The following is a 26475-nucleotide window of genomic DNA, read 5'->3' on the forward strand; positions in this document are numbered from 1 at the left end:
GGCGAAACCTGCTCAAGATTTGGCAATTCCCGCGCGATTTTCAATGCCGCGAAGCTGTACGCACGCCTCTCCATCAAGCTTGGAAGAGAGGTTGCCATGAGTTTCTATGTTGTCGTCGGCGCGGGCCCGGTTGGTCGCGAGACCGCGCGTCTTCTTGGTGAAGAAGGACATGAAGTCGTTCTCACCAGCCGAAGCATCGGTTCGAACGTTTTGCCGAACGTGCGGACCATACAGGCCGATGCCACGGATGCCTCGGAACTGTCGCGAATCTGCCGAGGCGCCGACGCCATCTTCATGTGCGCCATGGCGGCATATGATCGCTGGCCGACCGACTTTTTCCCCATCATCGACGGCACCGTGCGCGCGGCCGAAGCGGTCGGCGCCAAGCTCATCGTGCTCGGAAACCTCTATGGTTATGGAGAAAACGCCGATAGCCCGCTTCGCTGCGATCTGCCCCTGAACCCGACTTCGAGGAAGGGAACCGCCAGGACGATCATGTGGCAGCGGGCGGTTCGTGCCGACGTGCCGGCGCTCGAAATACGCTCCAGCGACTATCTCGGACATGGCGCGATCAGCTATTTCTCGCTGATCGCCCTGCCCTCCATCATCGACGGCAAGCCTACCGCCTTCATCGGAGACCTCGACGCAACCCACGCATGGACCTTCACCAGGGACGTCGCGCGCACACTGGTCGCGGCGGCCAGCTACAAGGGTGAATGGGACCGGGCATTTCACGTTCCCTCGCAATACGCCTCACCCCGGGAACTCATCCAGAAAACCGCGGCGATGCTCGCACGAGAGGTTTCGGGGATACGTTCCTATTCCGCCTCCGAGATGGAATCCCTGGGCATGCATGAGGCTGTCGAGATGAGCTACCTCTTCGAGAGCCCCTTGCTGGTCGACGCCTTCGACACCGAGGCGCTACTGGGCGTCAAAGCCAGCAGCCTCGAGGAGATGATCGCCGACACGCTCCGCGATCATCTGTGAACCGGGCGGGCGGGCTTTTGCACAAACTGAAAAAGCCCGCTCCTTGCGGAACGGGCTGAGCCGGCGGGCCGGACTGGAGGTCAGACGGACCGCAAATCGCGTTTTTTGTTCTATTCGAGATAGGTCGAGGGATCGACCGGCGCCGAGTTCTTGCGCACTTCGAAGTGCAGCTTCGGCGAGTCCGTCGTGCCGCTCATGCCCGAGAGCGCGATCTCCTGGCCGCGCTTGACCTTCTGGCCGCGCTGCACCTCGATCGAGCTGGCATGACCGTAGACGGTGACCAGGCCGTTCTCGTGGCGCACCAGCACCGTATTGCCGAATTCCTTGAGCCCGTCGCCGGCGTAGATGACGACGCCATTCTCGGCCGCCTTGATCGGCGTGCCCGAGGGCACGGCGATGTCGACGCCGTCCTTGCCGGACCCGAAACCGGAGATCACCCGGCCGCGCACAGGCCAGCGCATCTTGCCGATACCCGTGGCATCGGGCGCCACCGCTTCGTCGTCCTCGGCCTGCTGGATAACCTTCGCGTCCTTCTTCGGCGGCGTGTAGGACGCCAGCGTTTCCGACGGGGTGGTCTTTGCCGGAGGCTGCGTGGTTGCAGTGGTCACCGGGTCGACCTTCGCCGGCTTGGCACTGGCGACCGTGGCGGTTCCGCCGGCCGGTACCTTCAGGGTCTGGCCGATCTTGAGCAAGCCTTCCTTCATGCCGTTGGCCTGCTTCAGCGCAACGACGCCGACGCCGGTCTTCCTGGCGATCGAGGACATCGTGTCACCCGACTGGACCGTATAGGTGCCGGGGGCGCCAGTTGCCTTGGCGACCTGCGCCGGCTTGGGCTCCTTGGGCTGGCTCGCGGCGGCCGAAGCATCGACCTGCGCGGCGGCCTTGCCCTCCTTGAGCTTGGGCTGCTGCGGCAGGACGGCGACCTTGTCCGGCGCGGTGGCCGGCAAATCGTGCTTGCCCTCCTTCGCGGGCCCGTCCTTCAACTGCTTGGCGTCGGCGACCTTCGGCTCGGCCTTGCTCGAATAGGCATAGGCCGGGATGACGATCTTCTGGCCGGTCTTCAGCCCCTTGGTCGGGCTGAGACCATTCACCTTCATGATGACATCGGCCGGCACCTTGTAATGTGCGGCCAGGCCGGAAATGGTCTCACCGTCCCTGACGACGATTTCGGTCGCGTGCGGCCTGCCCGCCTCGGCCACCTTCGGCGCGTCGGCCATCTTGGGCGCATCAGGTTGGGCATTCTTGAACGGCTTGGCGGCCGGTTCGACAGTGCCGGTCGTCGTCCTGTCGACATGAGGAGCAGGTCGAACCATGGCGGGAGCCGATGCGACACGCACCGGATTGGCGGCAGGCGCGAGCGCCGGCGCGGACTGCGCCTGGGCTGATGCGGGCGGCGGCAAAGGCCGGCTCGAAACCGGTTCGAGGCTGGAGCGGCTGACCGATTGCGTGTGGCTGCCGTCGAGCGGCGCGGCCGAAACATCGCCCGGATAGGGCTGCGCGGCATCCTGCTTGTTGATGATGGCGCGCTGGTTGTTGGTCGAGGAAGTGAAGACGTCGTCGACACTGTTGAACCGCGAAGCCTGGGAACTGCACCCGGCGGCCGCGCCTGCAATCATGAGAACAGCGCAGCCCCGCGCCAGATTGCGACTGTTTGCCTTCAAAACACTGAGTTGCATCGCACTAACCCGCACAAACGCTGCACCAACTGAGACAGGATTAAAGCGCGTTAATGTTACCGGGCGGTTAACCCATTAGAATCCGACGAAAATTTTCTTAAAACATTTGGGGATAGCTGGCGGCAGGGATCATCAGGTCGAACAGGTGTTCGACCGCGAACCAATACTGTGCCGAAAACTAGATGATCGCCGCGACGCTGCGCAGGATCGGCTGCAGCCGCACGAGGCCGATATCCTCGCGCTCGAAACGGCTTCCGACCTTGGTGAGCTTGGCAAGCACCTGCTCGCCCTCCTCCGGCCCGATCGGCGCGATGACGATGCCACCGCTCGACAGCTGGTCGAGCAGGAAGCGCGGCAGGCTGTCGAAGGCGGCCCAGGCGACGATGCGGTCGAACGGCCCTTCGGCAGGCAGGCCGCCGGAGCCGTCAGCCTGGCGCACGATGACATTGCCGATGCCCAGCGCCTCAAAGCGCTGCCTGGCTTGCTCCACCAGCGTCTTGTAGCGGTCGATGGTGACGATCCGCGCCGCCAGCCGCGACATCACCGCCGCCGTATAACCGGAGCCGGTGCCGATCTCGAGCACGCGGTTTCCCGATTCGATGGCAAGGGCCGCGATCACCGCCGCCTGCATGTCGGCGCCTTCGATCGCCTCGCCGCATTCGATCGGCAGCATGCGGTCGGACCAGGCGAGCTGGTGGAAGTGGGCCGCCAGGAAGCCGCGCCGCGGCGTTGCCTCGAAAGCCGCGATCAGCGCCTTCGGCACGGTGCCCCTGCCGCGCAGGCGCAACAGGAAAGCGGCAAATCCTTCGCGGTCATCGATTGGCAGGTTCATGCAAGCGCCTTGCTCAGCTGGTCACGGATCTCATGCGCGGTGAGGTCGAGCTGCAACGGCGTCACCGACACCAGACGGTTGCGCAGCGCATGGAGGTCGGTGCCTTGCTTGCCCTCGACCGGCTCGCGGCCGAAGCGCAACCAATAGTAAGGCAGGCCGCGCCCGTCGCGGCGCTCGTCGACCCACAGGCTGTGCACGAGTTTGCCTTGCATGGTGACCACCGTGCCGGCGACCTCTTCGGGAAGGCAGTTCGGAAAATTGACGTTGAGCAGCACGCCGTCCGGGAGCGGCGTCGCAACGAGCTTCTTCAGCAGCGCCGGCGCCAGCGCCTCGGTGGTCTCGTAGGGGACGATGCGGTCCTCGCCGACATACGAATAGCCCTGGCTGAGGGCGATCGAACGGATACCGAGCAGCGCGCCTTCCATGGCGCCGGCGACGGTTCCCGAATAGGTCACGTCATCGGCGATGTTGGCGCCGGAATTGATGCCGGACAGGATCAGGTCGGGCGCGCCGGGCAGGATCTTCTTGACGCCCATGATGACGCAATCGGTCGGCGTGCCGCGCACGGCAAAATGCTTCTCGCCGATCTTGCGCAGCCGCAACGGCTCCGAGATCGACAGCGAATGCGCGTAACCGGACTGGTCCTGCTCCGGCGCCACCACCCAGACATCGTCGGACAGCGTACGGGCGACGCGTTCGAGCGACGCCAGCCCCTCGGCATGAATGCCGTCGTCATTGGTCAGAAGAATGCGCATTACTTCGCTTCGATCTTTGCCAGACCGCCCATGTAAGGCCGCAGCACTTCAGGAATCGTTACGCTGCCGTCTTCGTTCTGGTAGTTTTCGATGACGGCAATCAGCGCGCGGCCGACGGCGGTGCCCGAGCCGTTGAGCGTATGGACGAAGCGGTTGCCCTTGCCGTCCTTGTCCTTGTAACGGGCGTCCATGCGGCGCGCCTGGAAATCGCCGCAGACCGAGCAGGACGAGATTTCGCGATAGGCGTTCTGGCCGGGCAGCCAGACCTCGATGTCGTAGGTCTTGCGCGCGCCAAAGCCCATGTCGCCGGTGCACAGCACCATGGTGCGGAACGGCAATTCGAGCCGCTTCAGCACTTGCTCGGCACACTCAGTCATCCGCTCATGCTCGGCGAGCGAGGAGTCCTGGTCGGTGATCGACACCAGCTCGACCTTGTAGAACTGGTGCTGGCGCAGCATGCCGCGCGTGTCGCGCCCACCTGAGCCTGCCTCCGAACGGAAACACGGCGTCAGCGCGGTATAGCGCAGCGGCAGTTTTTCATGCGCGGTGATTTCCTCGCGCACCAGGTTGGTGAGCGGCACTTCGGCGGTGGGGATCAGGCCAAGCCTGCCCTCCCCGTGCGGCGTGAAGAACAGGTCCTCCTCGAATTTCGGCAGCTGGTTGGTGCCGAAAAGCACCTCATCGCGCACCATCAGCGGCGGAATCACTTCCTCATAGCCATGCTCGGTCGTGTGCAGGTCGAGCATGAACTGGCCGATTGCGCGTTCCATCCGCGCCAGGCCGCTCTTCAGCACGGTGAAGCGTGAGCCCGACAGCTTCGCCGCGCGCTCGAAATCCATCATGCCGAGCGCTTCGCCAACTTCGAAATGCTCCTTCACCCAGTTCGGCCGCGTGGGCACCTTGCCGACGATGTGTTTGACGACATTGTCGTGTTCGTCCTTGCCGACAGGCACGTCGTCGAGCGGCACATTGGGCAGCACCGCAAGCGCGTCGTTCAGCGCCTTGTCGAGCTCGCGTTCGCGCGCCTCGCCATTCTGGATGAAGGTTTTTATATCGCCGACTTCGGCCTTCAATTTTTCGGCAAGGGCGGCGTCGCCCGAACGCATGGCGTTGCCGATCTCCTTCGAGGCGGCGTTGCGGCGCTCCTGCTTGGTCTGCAGCTCGGTGACGTGTTCGCGCCGCGCCTCATCCCTGGCGATCAAATCATCGACCGTGGACTGCGCCTCAGCCGTCGACCACGAGCGCTTGGCCAGCGCCTCGACTAGGGCCTTCGGGTTGTCGCGAATCCATTTGATGTCAAGCATGGTTTTTACGTCCTCAAAGCTAGGCTAGAGGGGCGTAAACCGCATCCTTGATCGATGCAAGATGAGGCTGGGCGGCGGTTGTCGTTTTCCGCCGCTGCTGACGGCTTACGAGGCAGCCGGCGCCGGCGGCTCGTCCGGCGTCTTGTCCGCCACGGTCTCCCCGGCTTCCTGCTTCTCGCGCGCAAGGCGCTCGCGCTCCTGGCTGCGCTCGATCCACCGCGCGGCCCAGATGGCGACCTCGTAGAGCAGGATGGTCGGGATGGCCAAACCGATCTGGCTCATCGGGTCGGGGGGCGTCAGCACGGCGGCGACGACGAAGGCGATGACGATCGCCCATTTGCGCTTCTCGGCCAGCGCCTTGGACGACAGCATGCCGACGCGCGTCATCAGGCTGGTCACCACCGGCAGCTGGAACACCAGGCCGAAGGAGAAGATCAGCGTCATGATCAGGCTGAGATATTCCGACACTTTCGGCAGCAGCGAAATCTGCACCTGATCGTCCGTGCCGGCCTGCTGCATGGCGAGGAAGAACCACATCACCATCGGGGTGAAGAAGAAATAGACCAGTGAGGCGCCCATCAGGAACAGGATGGGCGATGCGATCAGGAACGGCAGGAAGGCGTTGCGCTCGTTCTTGTAGAGACCGGGCGCGATGAATTTGTAGATCTGCGTGGCGATCAGCGGAAAGGCGATGACCATGCCGCCGAACATGGCGAGCTTGACCTGCGTGAAGAAGAATTCCTGCGGCGCGGTGTAGATCAGCTCGACCTTGTGCGGATCGAGACCCGCCCACTTGGTCGCCCATTTGAAGGGAACGACCAGAAGGTTGAACAGCTTCTTGGCAAAGAAGAAGCACACCAGGAAGGCGACGAAAAAGCCGCCGAGCGACCAGATCAGCCGCCGGCGCAGCTCGATGAGATGCTCGATCAGCGGCGCCGACGATTTTTCGATCTCGTCCTTTTCCTTGTCCGAAACGCTCACTTGGCGGCTCCAGCCGTCTTCTTGGCCGCCGGCTTCTTCACTGGCGCGGGTTTCGGTTCGGCTTTCGCCATGGTCTTTCCAGCAGTCGCCTTGGCAGCGGTATTCTTCACTGAGCCGGCGGCAGGCTTTGCTGCCGACGCCTTCGCAGGCGTCTTGGACGCGGATGCGGCTTTTGCCGTCGCCACCGGCGCGGCCTTTGCCGTCGCCGCCTTCGCCGGGGCCTTGGCCGGAGCCTTTGCTGTCGGCGAGGCCTTGGCCGCCTTCTTCGCGGCAGATGCCTTCGGCGCCACGGCAGGTTCCGTGGAGGCCGTCACCACCGATTCATCGGTCATGGCCGGGAAAATCGGCGTCGGCGCTGCGGCTCCCGCCGCAATGACGCCAGGCATTTCCGTTGCGCCGTTCTTCAACGGCTCGGCCGCCTGTGGCGTCGAAGCGGCGGGCGTTGCCGGGTCGGCGGCTGGCTTCGGCTTCATCGCCTGGTCGACGCCGGCGCGCACATCGGCGGCCGCCTGCTCGAACGGATTGAGCTGTTTCCTGATCTCGGCAACGGGGCTCAAGCCCCTGAGTTCGTCGACCGACTTCTTGACGTCGTCGAGTTCGGCTTCCTTCAGCGCTTCGTTGAACTGTTTCTGGAAGTCGGCGGCCATCGAGCGCAGCTTCGCCGTCGTGCGGCCGAAGGTGCGCAGCATATTGGGCAAATCCTTCGGCCCGACGACCACGATCATGACGATCGCGATCACCAGCATTTCGGTCCAGCCGACTTCAAACATGGCACTCTGTTCCGACTAGAACTTTTTGGCTCAGCTCTTGCTGGCTTTTTCCTTCACGGCCGAAACGGTCTCGTCGGCACGGTGTTCGACGGTGCGCTTGTCGTCGGCGACGTCGTCGTCCGCCATGCCCTTCTTGAAGCTCTTGATGCCTTTGGCCATGTCGCCCATCAGCTCGGGAATCTTGCCGCGGCCGAAAACCAGCAGCACGATCACCAGCACGATCATCCAGTGCCAAATCGAAAATGAACCCATAGCAAATCTCTCTCGAATGTTTTCCCTGGCGATGATCTATGCGTTTTCGCGTTGGGATTCAAACACAACAGCGACAGAGTTTATGAAAGGGTGACGGATGTCACGCTTTTTCGACTCGCTGGCCCGCTACCAATCGGCGCATCTACGACCTATCGGAGCGCTTGGACAGAGGCCGGCAGGTCAATCTTCCGTGACGCGCGGCGTCAGCAGGCCGAGTTCCTCGAGATCGATGTCAGTCAGCGGATCCTCGTCCTCGGTCAGCACGTCGGGGTCGGCCGGCGGCTGGGGGATGGAGAAATTCGACGGCATGCGCCCCGAGAGCAGGCCCGCCCCCTTCAGTTCTTCCATTCCGGGAAGATCGCGGATTTCCTCGAGTGCGAAATGGTCGAGGAAGGTTTCGGTGGTGCCATAGGTGACGGGACGACCGGGCGTCTTGCGGCGGCCGCGCATGCGCACCCATTCCGTCTCGAGCAGCGTGTCCAGCGTGCCCTTCGACGTCTCGACACCGCGGATGTCCTCGATCTCGGCGCGCGTCACCGGTTGGTGATAGGCGATGATCGCCAGCACCTCGAGCGCCGCGCGCGAAAGCTTGCGCTGCTGCACCGTGTCGCGGCTCATCAGGAAGGCGAGGTCACCGGCGGTGCGGAACGCCCAGGCGCCGCCGACCCGCACCAGATTGACGCCGCGCCGGGCATAGACCTGCTGCAACTCGGCCATCGCCAGGGCAACGTTGATGCCGTCGGGCAGGCGCGCGGCAAGCTGCTTTTCGCTGACGGGTTCGGCGCTGGCGAACACGATGGCCTCGGCCATGCGCACGGCCTCCGCCATATGCAGGCGCTCGGCCGGATTCTGCACCGGGTTCTCGGCCGAGGTCTGGTCGAGTTCGCCTTCCAGTTCATCGTCCACCTTGAACGGGATAACCGAAGCGTTGGCGCGTTCGCTCATGATGCCACCTCGACTGCCTTGATTGCCGGAGCGCGGTGATCGCGCAGATAGATCGGCGCGAACACCTCGTCCTGCCGCAGATCCATCTTGCGCTCGCGCACCAGTTCCAGTGTCGCCGCGAACGAGCTGGCGATCGCCGTACGCCGCTCTTCCGGGCTGGTCATGTATTGGATGAGGAAGCTGTCCAGGGCGGTCCAGTCACGCAGCGAGCCGATCAGCCGGGTCAGGATGTCGCGCGCGTCCTTGAGCGACCACACGCCTCGTCTGGCGATCGTCACATTGGTGATCGCCTGCTTCTGCCGCTGCTGGGCATAGGCGGTCAGGAGATCGTAGAGCGACGCCGAATAGGCGTTGCGCTTCTCGATGATGACCATTTCGGGCATGCCGCGCGCGAACACGTCGCGCCCGAGCCGGTTGCGGTTGACCAGGCGCGCCGCCGCATCGCGCATGGCTTCCAGCCGCTTCAGCCGGAATTGCAGCACGGCCGCCAGTTCCTCGCCGCTTTCGCCCTCTTCACCTGGCTGCTTGGGGATCAACAGCTTCGACTTGAGGAAGGCGAGCCACGCCGCCATCACCAGATAGTCGGCCGCAAGTTCGAGCCGCAGCGCCCTCGCCGTCTCGACAAACGCCAGATACTGCTCGACCAGCGCCAGGATGGAGATGCGCGCCAGGTCGACCTTCTGGGTGCGGGCAAGGTGCAGGAGCAGATCGAGCGGGCCTTCGAAACCGGCCACGTCGACGACCAGCGACGGGTCGCCGGTGACGCGTGAATCGTCATTCTCGGCCCACAGACGGTCCATCGGTGCGGCCTTCGCGGCCTTGCTTTCCAATGTTTCCGCCACTGCCTTTGTCACTTTCCTTGGTTAGGCCACCGCATCGAAATAGGTGGCAAATTCAGCGCGTATCTCGGTTTCCTCGGCCGCGTCGCGTTTCCTTATATAGGTCAGCGCCCGCTTTGCACGCTCCAGCGACTTGCCCTCAAGCCCCGTGGTGCGCGACGCAATGCCCGCCATCTCCTCGAAAACGCCGTTGCAGTGAAGGACCAGATCGCAGCCCGCCGCAAGGATCGACGCCGCCTTTGTCGGGAAATCCCCAGAAAGTGCCTTCATCGAGGTGTCGTCGCTCATCAGGAGCCCGTCAAAGCCGATGTCGCGGCGGATGATCTCGTCGATGACCTTGCCTGACGTCGTCGCCGGGTTCTTGGGATCGATGGCGCTGTAGACCACATGCGCCGTCATCGCCATCGGCAGGTCGTTGAGCTCCCTGAACGGGGCAAAGTCATGTCGTTGCAGATCGCTGAGCGAGGCATCGACCGTTGGCAGTTCGAAATGCGTGTCGGCAAAGGCCCTGCCATGACCGGGGATGTGCTTCATCACAGGCAGCACGCCGCCCGACATCAGCCCTTCAGCAGCGGCCCGGCCGAGTTCGATGACCGCGCGCGGCTCCTTGCCGTAGGCGCGCGCGCCGATGACGTCGCTGGCGCCTTCGATCGGCACGTCGAGCACCGGCAGGCAATCCGCGGTGATGCCATAGCGCAGCAAGTCGAAGGCGTGCAGGCGCGCCATCAGCCAGGCAGCACGGGCGCCGGCGTCATGATCGTCGCGCCACAGCGCGCCAAGCGCCCCGCCCGCCGGATAGTTCGGCGCCAGCGGCGGCCGCAGGCGTTGCACCCGGCCACCTTCCTGGTCGATGAACACCAGCGCGTCCGGCCGCCCGATGCAGTCGCGCATCTCGGCGACGAGATCGCGGATCTGCTCGGTCTCGCCGATGTTGCGGGCAAACAGGATGAAGGCCCACGGGCATTCATTGCGATAGAAATTGATTTCTTCGCGGGTGAGCGATTTCCCGGCGCAGCCGAGGATCATGGATTTTGATTCGGTCATATCAGGAGTCTAGGGCTTCACGCGGTCAAAGGGAATCGTCTCGGGAAACATGCGTCAAACCACGGGATATGCTTCCACATGAAAAAGTCAGGCATGTGAAAGGTCAGGCACATGAAAAAGCCGGCGCGACCTTGGGCCGCGCCGGCTTTGAACAGTTGAACGTCGTCTAGCGCGAGACGAAGCAGTTGCCGCCGGCAGCCTTGTAGCTGGTGCACAGATTAATGGCATCGTTGCGCGACTGGGCAACGACCCGGACGCGGTAGAACGTGCCCTTGCCGGCAATCTCGGCCTTGACGATGTTGGCGGTGCGGCCGGCAAGCACGCTGCCATAGCGGCGTTGCAGATCCTGGTAGGTCGACTGGGCGCTTTCCACCGTCGGCTGCGAAGCAACCTGCATCGACCACGAACCGCTACCGGTCGCCGTCGTTGCCGGGTCGATGGACGCGACCTGGTCGGGCTTGACCTCGCCGACGACATCGACCGGCTGGTCGGACGGACGCTGCGGCGCGATCGCAACCTTGGCCGGCGTGTTGGCCGACTGCGCCTTGGCCGGTTTGGCCGCCGGCTTGAGGGCCGGTTCATCGCCCGACTGGGCCACGGCGGGCGCAACCGTGCCGGTCTGGTCTGCATCGGCCTGCGCCGACGGTGCAGCGACATGCTGCGGCGCCGGATCGCTCGGCTCGGCGGCCGCCACCTGCGGTGCGGCCGGCGTCGGATCCTCACGCGGCACCAGCGAGCCATCCGATTTGACCACCATCGTCCTCACCTTGCGCGGCGCGACGGCGACGACATCGTTGTTGGTGCCCTTGTCGGTATCCTGCAGCACCTGCGCGATGCGGTCCTCGGACTTGGGCGCGGGCGCCGCATTGTCAGCCTGGGTTGCATTGTCGGCCGGAGCCGTATTGCCAGCCGGCGCGGCACTTGCGGTCGGCGCGGCATTGCCGTCATCACCAACGGTAGCACCCTGGCCAGCGGAAAGATCGATGGCGCGGGCCGGGTCCTTGGCCTGCACATCCACAGGGACCTCGGTGTTGGTGACAAGCTTCTGCTGCACCGGCTCGGCCGGCTTCGCGCCCTTGACCACCGCGTCGTAGACCTTGTTGTCCTGGTTCGGCACCACGGTGCCGCCCGGATTTTCCGGCTTGACCTTGATCGGCGAATTGTCAGCCTTGACGATGACAGGCGCTTCGCTGCCGCCCTTGCCGCCGAAGGACAGGGCAAAGGCGCCAAGGCCGCCCGCGACGGCCACGGCACCGACGATCGCGGCGATAAACAGGCCGCGGCGGCCCGACGGCCTGGCGGCTTCCCGCTCGCCGAGACCCGGAACGGCCATTGCTTCGTCCAGCTCGGGATCATAGTCGAGCTCATCGACGGTGAAATCGTCCGCCTGCGAGACCGGCTGGCTGCCGGGCAGATTGTCGAGATCGAAGCCATCGGCGGCATCGGCATAGCCGGTGTTTGCTGCGGCACGCGCGGGCATTTCCGCCGGCCGAGCCGCATAGGTCCGCGCTTCCGGCTGATAGGCCGGTTTGACCCCGTCATATGCCGGTTTGGGTTCTTCATAGGCCGGCGCCTGATAGCCCTGATTGAACCCGCCATTGAAGGCTTCATCGGCATAGGCAGCGCTGCTTGCGGGCGCGGCTGGAGCAGGCGCGACCTCCACCGAATTCATTTCCGTCAGCAGGCTGGCGAACTCGGCGTCGAGGTCGTCATAACCTGTTGCCGCCGGCTCATCTTCCTCGAAATGCAGTTCCGGAATGTCGAGATCATCTGCCAGCGCCACGACGCGCTCCGGCACATCGACCGTTTCGACATCAGGCACCTCTTCGTAGCGCGAGGACTGGCGCGGCTGCGGTGCGGATACCGGCGCTGCATAGGGAGCTGCCGCAACCGGCTCAGGCGCGCGGTAGGACGGCACAACGGCCACCGCAGGGGCAACATCAGGCTCGGCGGGCCTGGCCGCCATCGAAGCGGACGGCTGCGCGGCGAATGCCGGCTGCTGGGGAACCGGTGTCACGCGGCTCCACGAACGGGTCGGCTCGGTCGGCGCGGAGCGCTCGGCCAGCCAATCGAGGGAATCGGCCTGATCCTGGCGGGAAGCTGCCTCGTCGCGCGGATCGAGATTGCTGGCCAAGGCCGCATCGAACGCATCATCGTCGAAATCGATGCCGCCATGATCGGCGGCGTCCGCACCCATATCCTGGCCCTGAAGCTCATCGAGCAGCAGATCGTCGAGATCGGCATCGGCAGCGGCGCTGGAGGCATGCAGATCCTCGGTCGCCTGTTCGTCGAGATCCCAGTCGAGATCGCCGACAAGATCGGCAGGTTCCTCGGCGGCTTTTGCAGGCGCGGCAGCATATGGGGCAGCATACGGCTGAACCGGAGCGGCAACCGGCTGAGCGACAACGGGCTGAGCGGCGACAGGCTGTGCCACGACAGGTTCCTTGGCCGACGGCTGCGTGCGTGCCGTCATGGCACCGAGAAGCGCGTTCAACTCGTCTTCGAGGCTGCGTTCGTCCGCCACGGGGGCCGGCGCAGCCTCGGCCATGATGGCTGCGGGCGTTGCCGGAGCCATCGGCTGGACCGGGGCCGCCGCAACCTCGTCGACCGGCTCTTCCGCAGGCTCGGCGAACGCGTCGTCCAGGTTTTGATCAAAATCATCTTCCGAAGCGGCTTCGGGGCTTGAGAACTCGCCACTCGCATCCATGGCATCGGCGAGCACTTCGTGCGGTTCCACCGCATCAAAGGCCACCGGCTCATCCGCATGAACGTCGAAATCCATATCGACATCGGCCATGGCGGCCTCGAAGCGACCGTCGAAATCGTCGTCGGAAATCGCCTCAGCCTCGTGCGCGGCGGCCAGCGCCGGCTCGGGATAGTCGACCGCGACCGCAGCCGCAGGGCGCAGATCAGCCGAATGGCCGTCCAGCATCAGCTCGTCTTCGAGCGAAAACGCGGCCGCATCGTGGAATTCGTGCTCGGGGGCCGGCTCGGCAGCCATCGGCACTTCGGCAACGGCATGCTGGGCCTCGACGGCCTCGTCCTCGACGGCATGGTCCTCGATGTGGAAGTCCTGATCGAGCGACGCGGCAAGTTCGTCATCCATCCGCAGATCGTCCTCGAAGGGCGAAACGTCCTCGAGCGAACTGGCAACGGCATTGTCGAAATCAGCGTCGAAGGCGGGCTCGACGGATGGCGCGGCTTCGGCAGCGCCGGTATCGGCATGGCCGGCAACGAGCCCCTGCTCGTCGGCACCCGTGAAGTCCAGATGGAAATCGTCGTCTAGCGACAACGCAAGGTCGTCGTCCTGCGCCGGAGCGGCCGCCGTTTCGAATGCCGGCTCATGAGCCTCGACAACCGGAGTCGCCACGCTGTCGCCAGCGTCGAACTCGCCCATCAGCTCCTTTTCGAGGTCGATGTCGAAATCGTCCTCTTGCACGGGCTGGCTGGCGGCAGCGACCTGCGGTTCGACCCGCGCCTGCTGCTTGACCGGCTGGCGTGGGTCGAATCCCATGATCCTGGTCAGTTCCGCGAACGGATCATCGTCAGCGATGTCGTTGTTGTCGGCTACTCTCAGCTGGGTTCTGTCTGCCATTATTGTTCCCGAACTCGCACTCATTCGGACGCCATGGACGTCGCGCAGGGTTGGCCCTTACCAGCGCAATGTGGGCAAAAGGTGACAGGTTATTTAGTCAAACCTAACGCATTTCGGTGGGCGCAGCGGCCCCGATCAGCGTCAGGCCGGACGTCAGAACGTCCGAAACAGCCTGCACCAGCCCTAGTCTGGCATGCGTCAATTGTCGGTCGTTAACCTTAACAAAACGTAAGTCCGGATTATCCGTGCCCCGGTTCCAGTGTCCGTGGAAACTGGAAGCCAGATCGTAGAGATAAAATGCCAGCCTATGCGGCTCCAGCGCAAGAGCGGCGGACTCGATCAGGCGCGGATATTCGGCGAGCTTGCGGATCAGGCCGATTTCGCCTTCGTCGGTCAGCGAAGCCGCGGCGGCAGCCAGGCTTTTGCGATCGAAATTCGCCTCGCCCAATTGTTCGCTTGCCTGCCGGAACACCGAATGGCAGCGCGCCGAAGCGTACTGCACGTAAAACACCGGATTGTCCTTGGACTGCTCGGTGACCTTGGCGAAATCGAAATCGAGCGGCGCATCGCTCTTGCGATATAGCATCATGAAGCGGATGGCGTCGCGGCCAACCTCCTCCACCACTTCCCGAAGCGTGACAAAATCGCCGGACCGCTTCGACATGCGAACGGGCTCGCCATCGCGAAACAGCTTGACCAGATTGCACAACAGGACGGTAAGCTTCACCTCGTCGCCGGCAATAGCCCGCGCCAGCGCTTCCAGCCGCTTGACGTAGCCGCCATGGTCGGCGCCAAGCACGTAGATCAGGTCGACGAAGCCGCGATCGACCTTGTCCTTCAGATACGCCACGTCGGCGGCGAAATAGGTGAACGCGCCGTCGGACTTGACCAGCGCCCGGTCCATGTCATCGCCAACCGCGGTCGAACGGAACAGCGTCTGCTCGCGATCTTCCCAGTCGTCGGGCTTCTCGCCCTTGGGCGGCGGCAGCTTGCCCTTGTAGATATGGCCCTTCAGAGTCAGGTCGTTGATCGCCGAGCGGATCTTCTTGGCATTGTCGGCGTGCAGCGTGCGTTCGGAGAAGAACACGTCATGATGCACGTTGAGCAGCGCCAGATCCTCTCGGATCATCGCCATCATGGCGTCGATCGCACGATCCTTGACGATGGCCAGCGCCTCATCGTCCGGCATTTGGAGCAAGCTGCGGCCAAACTCTTTCGCCAGCGCCTGGCCAAGTGGAACCAGATAGTCGCCTGGATATAGGCCGGTCGGGATCTCGCCGATGTCGTCGCCGAGCGCCTCCCGATACCGCAATATGACCGACCGCCCGAGAACGTCGATCTGTCCGCCGGCGTCGTTGATGRCATATTCCTTGGTGACGTCGTAGCCGGCAAACGCCATCAAATTGGCGAGCGCGTCGCCGACGACGGCGCCGCGGCAATGGCCGACATGCATCGGCCCCGTCGGGTTGGCGGAGACATATTCGACATTGGTTTTCCGGCCGGCGCCTACCTTCGAGCGGCCGTAGTTGCGGCCCTCGCCCAGAAGCGCCGACAGATGCGCCTGCCAAAACCCGTCCTTCAGGCGGAGATTGACGAAGCCGGGACCGGCGACCTCGGCGGCGGCGACATCCTTGTCGTCGCGCAGCGCCAGCGCGAGCTTCTCGGCCAGCACGCGCGGGTTCTGCCCGGTGGGCTTGGCCAGAACCATCGCCGCATTGGTCGCGAGATCGCCATGGCTGGCGTCGCGCGGCGGTTCGACGGCAATGCGCGACAGGTCGGGCGAAACGCCGTCCTTGTCCTTCAGATCAAGCGCTTCGACAGCCTTTGTGACTCGCGCGGTGAAATCGGCGAAGATGTTCATGGGTATTGCTCTGGCGGCTTTAGGGCGAATCCGGCTCGTTGGCTGGCAAAATCGCGCTCGCCCTAGCTCAAATCCGGGGTGCGGTCAAACAAACGCCTGTGTTCCTTGAGCGCGTAGGTGTCGGTCATCCCTGCCAGGAAATCGGCGACGGAGCGCGCCTTGATGCGATCCTCGGCCCGGTCCAGCCCCTCGCGCCAGCCATCCGGCATGGCGCGCGGATCGGCGAAATAGACGTCGAACAGGTCCCTGACGATCTGCTCGGCGCCGGCGCGCACCCGCATCACCTCCTCGTGCCGGTAGAGGTGCTTGTAGAGAAACGCCTTCAATTCCTTCTCGGCCGCGGCCATCTCGGCGGAAAAGGTCACCATCGTCTCGCCCGCCGCCCTCACCGCGTCGGCGCTTTGCGGCCCGACACGTTCCAGATTTGCGGTCGCCGAGACGATGACATCCTCGACCATGGCGGTGATCTGCCGCCGCATCAGTTCGTGGCCGGTGCGCACATCATCGAGCCTGGGATAGCGCTGGCGCACGCCGTCCAGAATCTTTCCCGGCAGCGAAACGGCTTTCAGCATGTCGAGCGTCAAGAGCCCTGCCCGCAACCCGTCATCGATGTCATGCGTGTTGTAGGCGATGTCGTCGGCGATCGCCGCGCACTGCGCCTCGATGCCGGCGAAGCGGTCGAGTTCGAGGTCTTGCAGTTGCGAATAATCGCGGATCGCCTGTGGCACCGGCCCTTTCAGCCCCTTGCCGCTGGCATCCGTCAACGGGCCATTGTGCTTGACCAGGCCTTCCAGCGTCTCCCAGGTCAGGTTCAGCCCGTCGAATTCGGCGTAGCGCGCCTCCAGCCGCGTCACGATGCGCAGCGATTGCGCGTTGTGATCAAAACCGCCCCAGGCCGCCATCTTGTCGTTCAGCGCGTCCTCGCCGGTATGGCCGAAGGGCGTGTGGCCGAAATCATGCACCAGCGCCACCGCCTCGGCGAGATCCTCGTCGCCGCGAAGCGCCCGCGCCAGCGCACGCGCGATCTGCGCCACCTCGATCGAATGAGTCAGACGTGTGCGGTAGTGATCACCTTCATGGGCGATGAAGACCTGCGTCTTGTGCTTGAGCCGCCGGAACGCCGTCGAGTGGATGATGCGGTCACGGTCGCGCTGGAACGGCGTGCGGGTCGGGCTTTCGACCTCGTCGAACAGCCGGCCGCGCGAGCGCGCCGGATCGGTGGCATAGGCCGCGCGCGGCCGATAGCCGAACCCGATGTCGCCCAACTCATTGGTCATGGCTGATGCTGCCGCAGTTGACTTGATCTAGTTGACTTGGCCCCTTGCGCTTCATACCTATCATGTGAAACCGAAAGCAAGGTGACGCCCATGGGCGCTGATGCCAAGACCGCCATGAAAGTCGACATGACCGAGGCCGCCGCCAGGCGGATCGCCAAGATTGTCTCCGGCGAGGCCGGCAAGACGGCGCTGCGCGTTTCCGTCGAAGGCGGCGGCTGCTCGGGATTCTCCTACAAATTCGACTTGGTCGACACGCGCAACGACGACGATGTCGCGATCGAGAAGGACGGCGCAACCGTGCTGATCGACGATTTGTCTCTGGTCTATATGGGTGGCTCGGTGATCGACTTCGTCGACGACCTGATGGGCCAGTCCTTCCAGATCCGCAATCCGAACGCGGTCGCCTCCTGCGGCTGCGGCACGAGCTTCTCTATCTAACGGCATGCCTGCCATCGGCGCGGTCCGTCAGGTCGCGCTGTCGGCCGGGCGCGATCTTGATTCGACGCTGGGCTTCTGGCGCGAGGTGCTCGGCATGGGCGTTCATGCCCGCTACGATCCCCCCGGCATTGCCTTCATCATGGCCGGCGACGTGCGCCTGCTATTCACCGACGGTGTACCGGCCGGCATAGTCTATCTCGACATTACAGGCCTCGAAGCCTTCCACGCCGAGGCGAAAGCCGCAGGTGTTCCCTTCACCGCGCCGCCCGCACTTGTCCACCGCGATACAGAAGGCACCTTCGGACCGCCGGGGGAAAGCGAGTGGATGGCCTTCCTAAAGGACCCCGCAGGCAATACGATCGGCCTCGTCGAACGCCACCCGCCGCAGGAAGAATAGACCGTCATGAAAATCGTCACCTGGAACATCAATGGCGTTCGCGCCCGCATCGGCAATCTGACCCATTGGCTGAAAGAGAGCGCGCCCGACATCGTCTGCCTGCAGGAGATCAAGACGGTCGACGATCAGTTCCCGCGCGCCGAGATCGAGGCGCTAGGCTACAATGTCGAAACCCATGGCCAGAAGGGTTTTAATGGCGTGGCGCTGCTGTCGAAGCTGCGCTTTGACGAAGTCAACAGAGGCCTCCCGGGCGACGATACCGACGAGCAGGCGCGCTTCATCGAAGGCGTGTTCTCGACCGACAAGGGCGCGTTGCGCGTCGCCTCGCTCTACCTGCCGAACGGCAACCCGATCGATGACGACAAGAAATTCTCCTACAAGCTGTCCTGGATGGCGCGGCTGGAGCGCTGGGCCGAGGAGCGGCTGAGGCTGGAAGAGGCGCTCGTGCTGGCCGGCGACTACAACGTCATTCCCGAGCCGATCGATGCGCGCTTTCCCGAAAACTGGCTGGGCGACGCATTGTTCCAGCCGCAGACGCGGCAGGCCTTCCGCCGCCTGCTCAACCTCGGTTTCATCGAAGCGGTGCGCGCGGTCACCGATGCACCCGACACCTACACCTTCTGGGATTATCAGGCCGGCGCCTGGCAGAAGAACAACGGCATCCGCATCGACCATCTGCTGCTGTCGCCGGAGGCCGCCAACCGCTTCTCTTCAGCCTCAATCGAAAAACATGTGCGCGCCTGGGAAAAGCCGTCCGATCACGTGCCGGTGGCGATCGATCTCGCTTTGCAGCCAGCCTGACCGGAGCCCTACTGCCGTCGATTTGTCTGGACGTTGTGTCGCCACAAATCGGGCGCAGGATGGAAGATCATCATGGCGGCCGGGGTTCCCATGACCATTCGATTTGTTGTTTGTCCGATCGGCTTGGCATTTGCCACGGCTGCCATGGTGCGTGCCTTCGCCGCCCCGGAATGTCTTGCCAACGGAAAGTCCTATCCGGTCGGTCAGGTCGCCTGCCTGACGGTGGCCGACCAGAGCCATCTGGCGCGCTGCGAGATGGTGCTCAACAACACGTCCTGGACGAAGATCGGCGACAGCTGCCCCGGAAACACGATGGCGCCGCACCTGCACGTCACGCCGATCTCGACGCCCGCGCCAAGCATGGTGCCGACGGAGCCAACCGAAAACTGATTTTTTCGCTCAATTAATCTCCCCCTCGTGGAGGAGATCGGCAGACGATCTTACTGATCTGCGTTGGTGCCCTTGGTCAGGATGTCATCGGCCAGCGAAATCGCCGTGCGCCGGTCGGCTTCGCCGGCGGCGGCAAAAGCCTCTTCCTGCATGCCGCGGATCCAGGGCTGATCGGCCGGCGACGCGCGTTCAAGCGCGGCCGTCATCATCGCCAGGCCGCGAACGATCTTGCCACTCTGGAACAGGAGATGGCCAAGCGTCGCCTGCGCACCGGCATGGCCCTTCTCGGCGGCGAGCTGGAACCAGCGCCCGGCCTGCTTGACGCTGGCCTTCACGCCGCCCTCGCCCTTGAGGAACATCTGCCCCATCTCGAACTGGGCGTTCGGGTTGCGGTAGTTGGCGGCGGCGCGCATGTAATATTCCTGGGCCGCCACCTCGTTCTCGGTGACCGGGCTTCCGGGAATGCCCTTGCGCAGATAGTCGCCGAGCGCCACCAGCGCGTCGGAGACGTAGCTTTCCTCAGGCGAACCGGGCTCGACATCCTGGTCGACGATCTCGGAGAAGAACTTGAACGCCTCATAGTCGTCGCGCGCCACGCCGTCGCCCTCGGCATACATGCGGGCAAGCTTCCAGGTGGCGCCGATCTGGCCGTTTTCGGCGGCATATTTGTAGGCCTCGGCGGCCTGTTCCTTGTGGCCGTTCTTGTAGGCGGAGAAGCCGAACTGGAACACCGCCCAGGGGCTCGACTGCGGCTTCACACCGGTCTTGTCGTCGAACACCTTGTCGTCGAAGGCCAAAGCCTGGCCCACGGCGCCAAAGATCGCCGCAGCGACCAGTGCCGGTAGGACAGATGACCTCAACAACTCTGGTGTTGACTTCAACAACTCAGATATCCGCATAGCAGTGTGTTTCTTTCGCACCGCCCGGATGGGTGACCGCGCCATCCCGGGCAGACCCGACCGTCTGTGCGTATTTCCATATCGCGCCCGACTGGTAGTCGGTCGTGCGCGCCTTCCATGTCTTTGCCCGCGCCGCCAGTTCTTCATCGGACAGCGCCACGTCGATCGTGCCGTTCACGGCGTCGATCGAGATCACGTCGCCATCCCGGATCAGGCCGATCGGGCCGCCAACCGCGGCTTCCGGCCCGACATGGCCGATGCAGAAGCCGCGTGTCGCGCCCGAGAAACGGCCGTCGGTGATCAGCGCCACCTTGCCGCCCATGCCCTGGCCGTAGAGCGCCGCCGTCGTCGACAGCATCTCGCGCATGCCGGGACCGCCGCGCGGTCCTTCGTAGCGAATGACGAGAACCTCGCCTTCCCGGTAGTTGCGATGCGTCACCGCCTCGAAACATTCCTCTTCCGAATCGAAGCAGCGTGCCGGGCCGGAGAATTTCAACTCCGCCATGCCCGCGACCTTCACGATCGCGCCTTCGGGGGCAAGGTTTCCCTTCAACCCCACGACACCGCCGGTTTGGGTAATTGGTTTGTTGGCCGGGCGGACCACATCCTGGTGTTCATTCCAGGCAACGTGCTCCATGTTTTCGGCCAAAGTGCGGCCAGTGACCGTCAGGCAATCGCCATGCAGGTAACCGTGGTCGAGCAGCGTCTTCATCAGAAGCGGAATGCCGCCGGCCTCGAACATGTCCTTGGCGACATATTTGCCGCCCGGCTTGAGGTCGGCGATGTAAGGCGTCTTCTCGAAGATCTTCGCGACGTCGAAAAGATCGAACTTGATGCCCGCCTCATGCGCGATCGCCGGCAGATGCAGCGCTGCGTTGGTCGAGCCGCCGGTGGCCGAAACCACGGTCGCCGCGTTCTCCAGCGCCTTCAGCGTGACGATGTCGCGCGGCCGTATGTTCTTGGCGATCAGTTCCATGATCTTTTCGCCCGAGGCGAAATTGAAACGGTCGCGCATTTCGTAAGGCGCCGGCGCGCCGCAGGAATAGGGCAGCGCGAGACCAATCGCCTCGGCCACGGTCGCCATGGTGTTGGCGGTGAACTGGGCGCCGCACGAGCCGGCCGACGGACACGCGGCCTGCTCGATCTCGAGCAGTTCGGCATCGCCGATCGTGCCGACCGAATGCTGGCCGACGGCCTCGAACACGTCCTGCACGGTGATCTGGCGGCCGCGATAGCTGCCGGGCAGGATCGAGCCGCCATAGATGAAGATCGACGGCACGTTGAGCCGCACCATGGCCATCATCATGCCGGGAAGCGATTTATCGCAGCCAGCAAGGCCGACCAGCGCATCGTAGCAATGGCCGCGCATGGTGAGTTCGACCGAATCGGCAATGACCTCGCGCGACACCAGCGACGACTTCATGCCCTGGTGGCCCATGGCGATGCCGTCGGTGACGGTGATGGTGCAGAATTCGCGCGGCGTGCCGTTGGCGGCAGCGACGCCCTTCTTGACCACTTGCGCCTGGCGCATCAGCGAGATGTTGCAGGGGGCGGCTTCGTTCCAGCAGGAGGCGACACCGACCAGCGGCTGGGCGATCTCGGCGGCGGAAAGCCCCATGGCATAAAGATAGGACCGGTGCGGCGCGCGCGCCGGACCGACAGTCACATAGCGGCTAGGCAGCTTAGCCTTTGAAATGACCTTGGCGTCCATTCTCATCCTTGCCGCGGGCGGTGCGGCCTGTCCCTTCGCCGAGCCTTTTGGCGCGTGTCCCGGGACCCTTTCGAGGTGCGCCGGGTTTATGGCGGGAAATAGGCAATTTCCCCGCCCTGACTTCTAGCGCAGGGGTTGTTCAGAAAGTGTTGCCAAAACGTCACAATCGCACGAGGCGATCCCGGTGCGGCTTATATGCAACGCAGCTTGGATACCGGAGGCGCCGATAAAGTCGGCCCAAACGAAAAAGGCCGGGCAATGCCCGGCCTTTTTGTCAAATTCTCAACAGGTTAGAACTTGATCTTGATGCCGCCGGAAATTGCCGTGACCAGATCGTTGCCGAAGTCGTAGCTGACCTCATTGCCGGCGACATAGCCGTTTTCGCCATTCACTGTCCCCGAATGGCCGCTGGTCAGCACGCCGATCGCGCCGGCCAGACGAACTTCGATATTGGGCTGGGGCGTATAGGCGACGCCACCGCCCACGGTCCAGGTGTCGGTCTGCGAGCCATAGCCATGCGACGTGCCGCGATCCCACGAAAGCTGGCCGGCCGCGCTCCACTGATCGTTGAACTTGTGGCCGATACCACCCGTGACGGTCCAGCCGTCGCGATACATCAGATCCAGCGAGGTGATCTGGCCCGAATGCAGTTTATCACCTGTGACGCACGCCGCGGCCGGAGTGCCGACTACGCAAATCGGAACGCTCTGCAGCAGGCTCCAATTGACCCACTTCAACGAACCGAAGGCGAGCCAGCCGGGAGCGATGCCTGACTGCAACTTAAACTCGACCGTGTCCGGCATGTACTGTGTCGAGCCATAAATCGGCAGCACGACACTGCCAACATGCGTCAGATCCAGCGTGCCCGAGATATTGTCGAGCTTGACTCGCGAATTGTAGACCAGGCTGGCGCGCAGCGCGATGTCAGGGATTTCATAAGCAAGGCCGGCGCGCCAGCCCCAGCCGGTCCCTTTGAGATCAACCTGGCCGGTACCCTGGAAGCCAGGCACCAGCGGCGACACCAGGTCTTTCTTGAAACCATAGACTTCCTGATAGTAGACGCCGCCGATGAAGCGAATCTGGCCTTTGCCGGCATCCATCTTGTAGGAGCAAGTCGTTGCGTAGTTGTTGCTCTTAATGTCGGTTTCCATGTTGGATTCGGCGCCGGCCCACAGACCGGGATTTGTGTGCGCGCCCCAAGGCTGGGAATAGTCGAACATACAATCGACACCCTGAACGATCTGCGCCTTGACGCCGATGCGCGGCACCCAGTAGCTCTTGCTGTCTTTCGCCGTGCTGCCGAGGAACGTTACGTTTCCATCGCTCGGATCGGTGTCCACCGCGTTCTTGAGCTTGCGTTGCGGCATAACATAAGTCGATTCCGCTTCCGTCGCGAACGGCGCCGGATCGAACAGAAGATCGATATCGTAACCGCCACGCTCAATGCCACCGGCATGCGCCGAGTTCATTGCGGTCCCAATCAAAGCCAGCGAAAAGCACCCCGCCCCCAGCAGTGCTTTCAGACGCATAATGTTCATGGATGTCCTCCCCGAATAACTAGTGCATCAAGCTAGAACCAATTCGGGTTAATGGCGCAACAACGAATTCTTGGGGCGTACATGTACATGTTTACCAAACGCATTTTCGACAAAATGCGGACAGGCGCCGGAAGGTCGAAAAACGGCCCGACGCATGCTTATCCGACTGGAAAATGAGGAAAACTCGCCCCAAAAGGCTCAAAAACAGCCATTTTCACGGGCTTTCAGCCCCATTGTTACATTATGGCAACAATGGGGCTAAAACTTCCGTTTACGTCAACATTAACGCTACGGAATGCCTACTTTCGAGGCAAACGGACCACCATTTTAGAGGCGGCTAACGTCTCGCGAATCTGCCCTCACCCGGCGTCACGAACCCTGGTCAAAGCCACCGACAGCTTGTCCTGCGCGTCGCGATATTCGGCGAGCTTTTCGCGCTCGGCGTCGACGATCTCGGCCGGTGCGCTGGCGACGAATCTTTCATTCGACAGCTTCTTGTGCAGGCGCGCGATCTCCTCGGTCACCTTGGCCAGTTCCTTCTGCAGCCGGGCGGCCTCGGCGGAGAGATCGATCAGGCTGCCGAGCGGCAGGCAGATCGTTGCCTCGTTGAGCACGATCTGCGCCGAGCCCTTGGGCGCCGCGTCCGCCAGAGAGATGTCGCCGACGCGCGCCAGCCGCTTGATCGCCGAGTCCTCGCGAACCAGCCGCTCGCGCGTGACATCATTGGCGCCGACCACGACCAGCGGCGCGATCGCCGCCGGCGGCACGTTCATCTCGGAACGCACCGAGCGGATGCCTGAGACGAGATCGACCAGCCAGTTGATGTCGGCAGCGGCTTCGTCATCCTCGAAGTCGGGCGACGGCCAAGCGGCGTGACACAGCAGCGACTCTCTCTCCTTGCCCTCGCCCGCCGTCTGCGCCCACAGCTCTTCCGTCATGAACGGCATCATCGGATGCAGGAGCTTATAGATTTCGTCGAGCACGAAGGCGACGCAGGCGCGGCTTTCGGCCTTGGCCGCCTCGTCCGTGCCCATGAACACCGGCTTCAGCAGTTCCAGATACCAGTCGCAGAACAGGTTCCAGACGAAACGGTAGGCAGCACCGGCCGCCTCGTTGAAGCGGTAGGAGGTGATGCCGTCGGTGACCTCGCGCGCCGCGCGTGTCAGTTCGGTCAGGATCCAGCGGTTGACCGCCAGCTTGGCGTCGTTCAGCCAGAAATCGTCATTGCGGGCGACTTCGTTCATCTCGGCGAAACGCGTCGCGTTCCACAGCTTGGTGCCGAAATTGCGGTAGCCGGCGATGCGCGCCGGGTCGAGCTTCACGTCGCGGCCTTGCGCCGCCATCACCGTCAAGGTGAAGCGCAAGGCATCGGCGCCATATTCATCGATAAGGTCGAGTGGGTCGATGACGTTGCCCTTCGACTTCGACATCTTGGCGCCGTTCTTGTCGCGCACCAGCGCATGCACATAGACGGTGTGGAACGGCTCCTCGTCCATGAAATGCAGGCCCATCATCATCATGCGGGCAACCCAGAAGAAGATGATGTCGAAGCCGGTCACCAGCACGTCGGTCTGGTAGTAGGTCTTCAGCTCCGGCGTCTGGTCCGGCCATCCCAGGGTCGAGAACGGCCACAGCGCCGAGGAGAACCAGGTGTCGAGCACATCCTCGTCACGGGTCAGGATCTCGCCCGGCTGGAAGTTTTCCAGCTTGTCCTCGACCCAGGCCTTCCACGGGCCTTCGAGCGCCAGATAATATTCGATCGCCGCGCTCAGCGCCTCTTCCTCGGTCTTCTCGACGAAGACGCGCCCGTCAGGCCCATACCAGGCCGGGATCTGATGGCCCCACCACAGCTGGCGCGAAATGCACCAGGGCTGGATGTTCTCCATCCAATCGAAATAGGTTTTCTCCCAATTCTTCGGCACGAAGTTGGTGCGGCCTTCGCGCACCGAGGCGATCGCCGGTTTGGCGAGCTCGGCCGCGTTGGCATACCACTGCTCGGTCAGGAACGGCTCGATCGGCACGCCGCCGCGGTCGCCATGCGGCACGGCATGGCGATGAGGCTCGATCTTGTCGAGGAAGCCGCCGGCTTCCATCAGTTCGACGATCTTCTTGCGCGCGACGAAACGGTCGAGCCCGTCGAGCTCGTCCCAGACGGCCTGGCGCTCCGGCGTCGCTTCGAGGCCGGCGAGGAAATCCTCATTGTCCTTCAACTTGATGGCGGCTTCGACGGTCAGGATGTTGATCGCCGGCAGCTTGTGGCGCTTGCCGACCTCGAAGTCGTTGAAATCATGCGCCGGCGTGATCTTGACCGCGCCCGAGCCTTTTTCGGGGTCGGAGTACTCGTCCGCCACAACCGGTATCTTGCGGCCGACGATCGGCAGCAAGACGTTCTTGCCGACCAGATGCCGGTACCGCTCGTCATCCGGATGCACCGCCACCGCCGTATCGCCCAGCATCGTTTCGGGACGCGTGGTCGCGACCGTGATGAAGGTTTTCGGATTTTCCGAATCGAAGGTCTCGCCCTCGATCGGATAGCGGAAATGCCAGAGATTGCCGTTGACCTCCTGCTGCTCGACCTCGAGATCGGAGATCGCGGTCAAAAGTTTCGGGTCCCAGTTCACAAGGCGCTTGTCCTTGTAGATCAGGCCTTCCTTGTAGAGGGTGACGAAGACTTCGAGCACGGCCTTGGACAGGCCTTCATCCATGGTGAAGCGTTCGCGCGACCAGTCGGCCGAGGCGCCGAGCCGCTTCAGCTGGTTGAAGATGGCGCCGCCGGATTCGGCCTTCCACTCCCACACTTTCTCGATGAACTGCTCGCGCGTGAGGTCGCGGCGGTGGATCTGCTTCTCCATCAACTGCCGCTCGACCACCATCTGCGTGGCGATGCCGGCATGGTCCATGCCCGGCTGCCACAGCACGTTCTTGCCGCGCATGCGCTCGAAGCGCACCAGAATGTCCTGCAGCGTGTTGTTGAGCGCATGGCCCATATGCAGCGAGCCGGTGACGTTGGGCGGGGGAATGACGATGGTGAAGGCTTCGGCCCCCTCTTCCGCCCCGGCGCCAGCGCGGAAGGCATCCGCCTCTTCCCACACTTTGGCGATCTTCGGCTCGACGGTCTTTGCGTCGTAGGTCTTTTCAAGCATGGGGAAACGGTCCGCGCTGTCGGGATTTTGCTGGTTCGGT

The 26475-nt window shown here is 63.4% G+C and carries 22 protein-coding genes; 5 read left to right on the forward strand and 17 right to left on the reverse strand.

Annotated features, from left to right (window positions below; genetic code table 11):
- Positions 1-96: 96 nt before the first annotated feature.
- Positions 97-987 carry an NAD-dependent epimerase/dehydratase family protein gene (locus tag AC1DPX_RS19040; protein ID WP_477238771.1) on the forward strand — a complete coding sequence of 297 codons (891 nt, stop codon included), beginning with the start codon at positions 97-99 and terminating at the stop codon, positions 985-987.
- A 110-nt stretch (positions 988-1097) separates the two neighbouring features.
- Here the strand turns inward: AC1DPX_RS19040 and AC1DPX_RS19045 are convergent, their stop codons facing one another.
- From AC1DPX_RS19045 to AC1DPX_RS19105, 13 genes are all read right to left on the reverse strand, one after another.
- A complete protein-coding gene (locus tag AC1DPX_RS19045; protein ID WP_477238773.1) occupies positions 1098-2663 on the reverse strand; it encodes a peptidoglycan DD-metalloendopeptidase family protein in 1566 nt (521 codons plus the stop codon).
- 178 nt (positions 2664-2841) lie between these two features.
- Positions 2842-3495, reverse strand: coding sequence for a protein-L-isoaspartate(D-aspartate) O-methyltransferase (locus tag AC1DPX_RS19050; protein ID WP_202354094.1), 654 nt, complete (start codon positions 3493-3495; stop codon positions 2842-2844).
- Complete coding sequence (gene surE / locus AC1DPX_RS19055) at positions 3492-4250, reverse strand: 5'/3'-nucleotidase SurE (RefSeq protein WP_202354093.1); 759 nt, start codon at positions 4248-4250, stop codon at positions 3492-3494. Before surE ends, AC1DPX_RS19050 begins: the two co-directional genes overlap by 4 nt.
- Positions 4250-5554, reverse strand: a complete 1305-nt coding sequence (serS, locus tag AC1DPX_RS19060) for a serine--tRNA ligase (protein WP_477238774.1) — start codon at positions 5552-5554, stop codon at positions 4250-4252. Before serS ends, surE begins: the two co-directional genes overlap by 1 nt.
- A gap of 105 nt (positions 5555-5659) precedes the next feature.
- Positions 5660-6535 (reverse strand): twin-arginine translocase subunit TatC, encoded by an 876-nt coding sequence (gene tatC, locus AC1DPX_RS19065; protein ID WP_202354091.1) that lies wholly within the window; start codon positions 6533-6535, stop codon positions 5660-5662.
- The gene (gene tatB, locus AC1DPX_RS19070) at positions 6532-7305 is read right to left on the reverse strand and encodes a Sec-independent protein translocase protein TatB (protein WP_477238775.1); all 774 of its coding nucleotides are present in this window, start codon (positions 7303-7305) and stop codon (positions 6532-6534) included. Before tatB ends, tatC begins: the two co-directional genes overlap by 4 nt.
- Before the next feature lie 30 nt (positions 7306-7335).
- The gene (locus AC1DPX_RS19075) at positions 7336-7557 is read right to left on the reverse strand and encodes a twin-arginine translocase TatA/TatE family subunit (protein WP_010909892.1); all 222 of its coding nucleotides are present in this window, start codon (positions 7555-7557) and stop codon (positions 7336-7338) included.
- Positions 7558-7737: 180 nt separating this feature from the next.
- On the reverse strand, positions 7738-8502 hold the full coding sequence (scpB, locus tag AC1DPX_RS19080) for an SMC-Scp complex subunit ScpB (RefSeq protein ID WP_477238777.1): 765 nt from the start codon (positions 8500-8502) through the stop codon (positions 7738-7740).
- Positions 8499-9302, reverse strand: a complete 804-nt coding sequence (locus AC1DPX_RS19085; protein ID WP_027046916.1) for a segregation and condensation protein A — start codon at positions 9300-9302, stop codon at positions 8499-8501. The genes scpB and AC1DPX_RS19085 overlap by 4 nt, the downstream gene beginning before the upstream one ends.
- Positions 9303-9365: 63 nt before the next feature.
- The gene (nagZ, locus tag AC1DPX_RS19090) at positions 9366-10385 is read right to left on the reverse strand and encodes a beta-N-acetylhexosaminidase (RefSeq protein ID WP_095790978.1); all 1020 of its coding nucleotides are present in this window, start codon (positions 10383-10385) and stop codon (positions 9366-9368) included.
- A gap of 166 nt (positions 10386-10551) precedes the next feature.
- The gene (locus AC1DPX_RS19095; RefSeq protein WP_477238779.1) at positions 10552-13980 is read right to left on the reverse strand and encodes an SPOR domain-containing protein; all 3429 of its coding nucleotides are present in this window, start codon (positions 13978-13980) and stop codon (positions 10552-10554) included.
- A 103-nt stretch (positions 13981-14083) separates the two neighbouring features.
- On the reverse strand, positions 14084-15841 hold the full coding sequence (gene argS, locus AC1DPX_RS19100) for an arginine--tRNA ligase (protein WP_477238781.1): 1758 nt from the start codon (positions 15839-15841) through the stop codon (positions 14084-14086).
- Between the two features lie 62 nt (positions 15842-15903).
- Entirely contained in the window at positions 15904-17118 is a 1215-nt protein-coding gene (locus AC1DPX_RS19105) for a deoxyguanosinetriphosphate triphosphohydrolase (protein WP_202354086.1), read from the reverse strand.
- 90 nt (positions 17119-17208) lie between these two features.
- Between AC1DPX_RS19105 and erpA the strand changes: the two genes are divergently transcribed.
- The 4 genes from erpA to AC1DPX_RS19125 all read left to right on the forward strand — a co-directional run bounded on the left by erpA (position 17209) and on the right by AC1DPX_RS19125 (position 19144).
- A complete protein-coding gene (gene erpA, locus AC1DPX_RS19110; protein WP_027024881.1) occupies positions 17209-17556 on the forward strand; it encodes an iron-sulfur cluster insertion protein ErpA in 348 nt (115 codons plus the stop codon).
- A 4-nt stretch (positions 17557-17560) separates the two neighbouring features.
- Positions 17561-17953: a VOC family protein gene (locus tag AC1DPX_RS19115; protein WP_477238783.1), complete on the forward strand. Its 393-nt coding sequence runs from the start codon at positions 17561-17563 to the stop codon at positions 17951-17953.
- Between the two features lie 6 nt (positions 17954-17959).
- Entirely contained in the window at positions 17960-18754 is a 795-nt protein-coding gene (gene xth / locus AC1DPX_RS19120) for an exodeoxyribonuclease III (RefSeq protein WP_202354084.1), read from the forward strand.
- A gap of 72 nt (positions 18755-18826) precedes the next feature.
- Positions 18827-19144, forward strand: a complete 318-nt coding sequence (locus AC1DPX_RS19125) for a hypothetical protein (RefSeq protein WP_477238784.1) — start codon at positions 18827-18829, stop codon at positions 19142-19144.
- A gap of 50 nt (positions 19145-19194) precedes the next feature.
- On the opposite strand, the gene AC1DPX_RS19130 is transcribed toward AC1DPX_RS19125, so the two are convergent.
- The 4 genes from AC1DPX_RS19130 to AC1DPX_RS19145 all read right to left on the reverse strand — a co-directional run bounded on the left by AC1DPX_RS19130 (position 19195) and on the right by AC1DPX_RS19145 (position 26435).
- Complete coding sequence (locus tag AC1DPX_RS19130) at positions 19195-20043, reverse strand: tetratricopeptide repeat protein (RefSeq protein WP_477238786.1); 849 nt, start codon at positions 20041-20043, stop codon at positions 19195-19197.
- Positions 20030-21754, reverse strand: a complete 1725-nt coding sequence (gene ilvD / locus AC1DPX_RS19135) for a dihydroxy-acid dehydratase (protein ID WP_477238788.1) — start codon at positions 21752-21754, stop codon at positions 20030-20032. The genes AC1DPX_RS19130 and ilvD overlap by 14 nt, the downstream gene beginning before the upstream one ends.
- Positions 21755-22044: 290 nt before the next feature.
- The gene (locus AC1DPX_RS19140; RefSeq protein WP_477238790.1) at positions 22045-23292 is read right to left on the reverse strand and encodes an outer membrane protein transport protein; all 1248 of its coding nucleotides are present in this window, start codon (positions 23290-23292) and stop codon (positions 22045-22047) included.
- 359 nt (positions 23293-23651) lie between these two features.
- Complete coding sequence (locus tag AC1DPX_RS19145) at positions 23652-26435, reverse strand: valine--tRNA ligase (RefSeq protein WP_477238792.1); 2784 nt, start codon at positions 26433-26435, stop codon at positions 23652-23654.
- Between the last annotated feature and the right edge of the window lie 40 nt (positions 26436-26475).

It is taken from the genome of Mesorhizobium sp. 01N446, assembly GCF_056399285.1.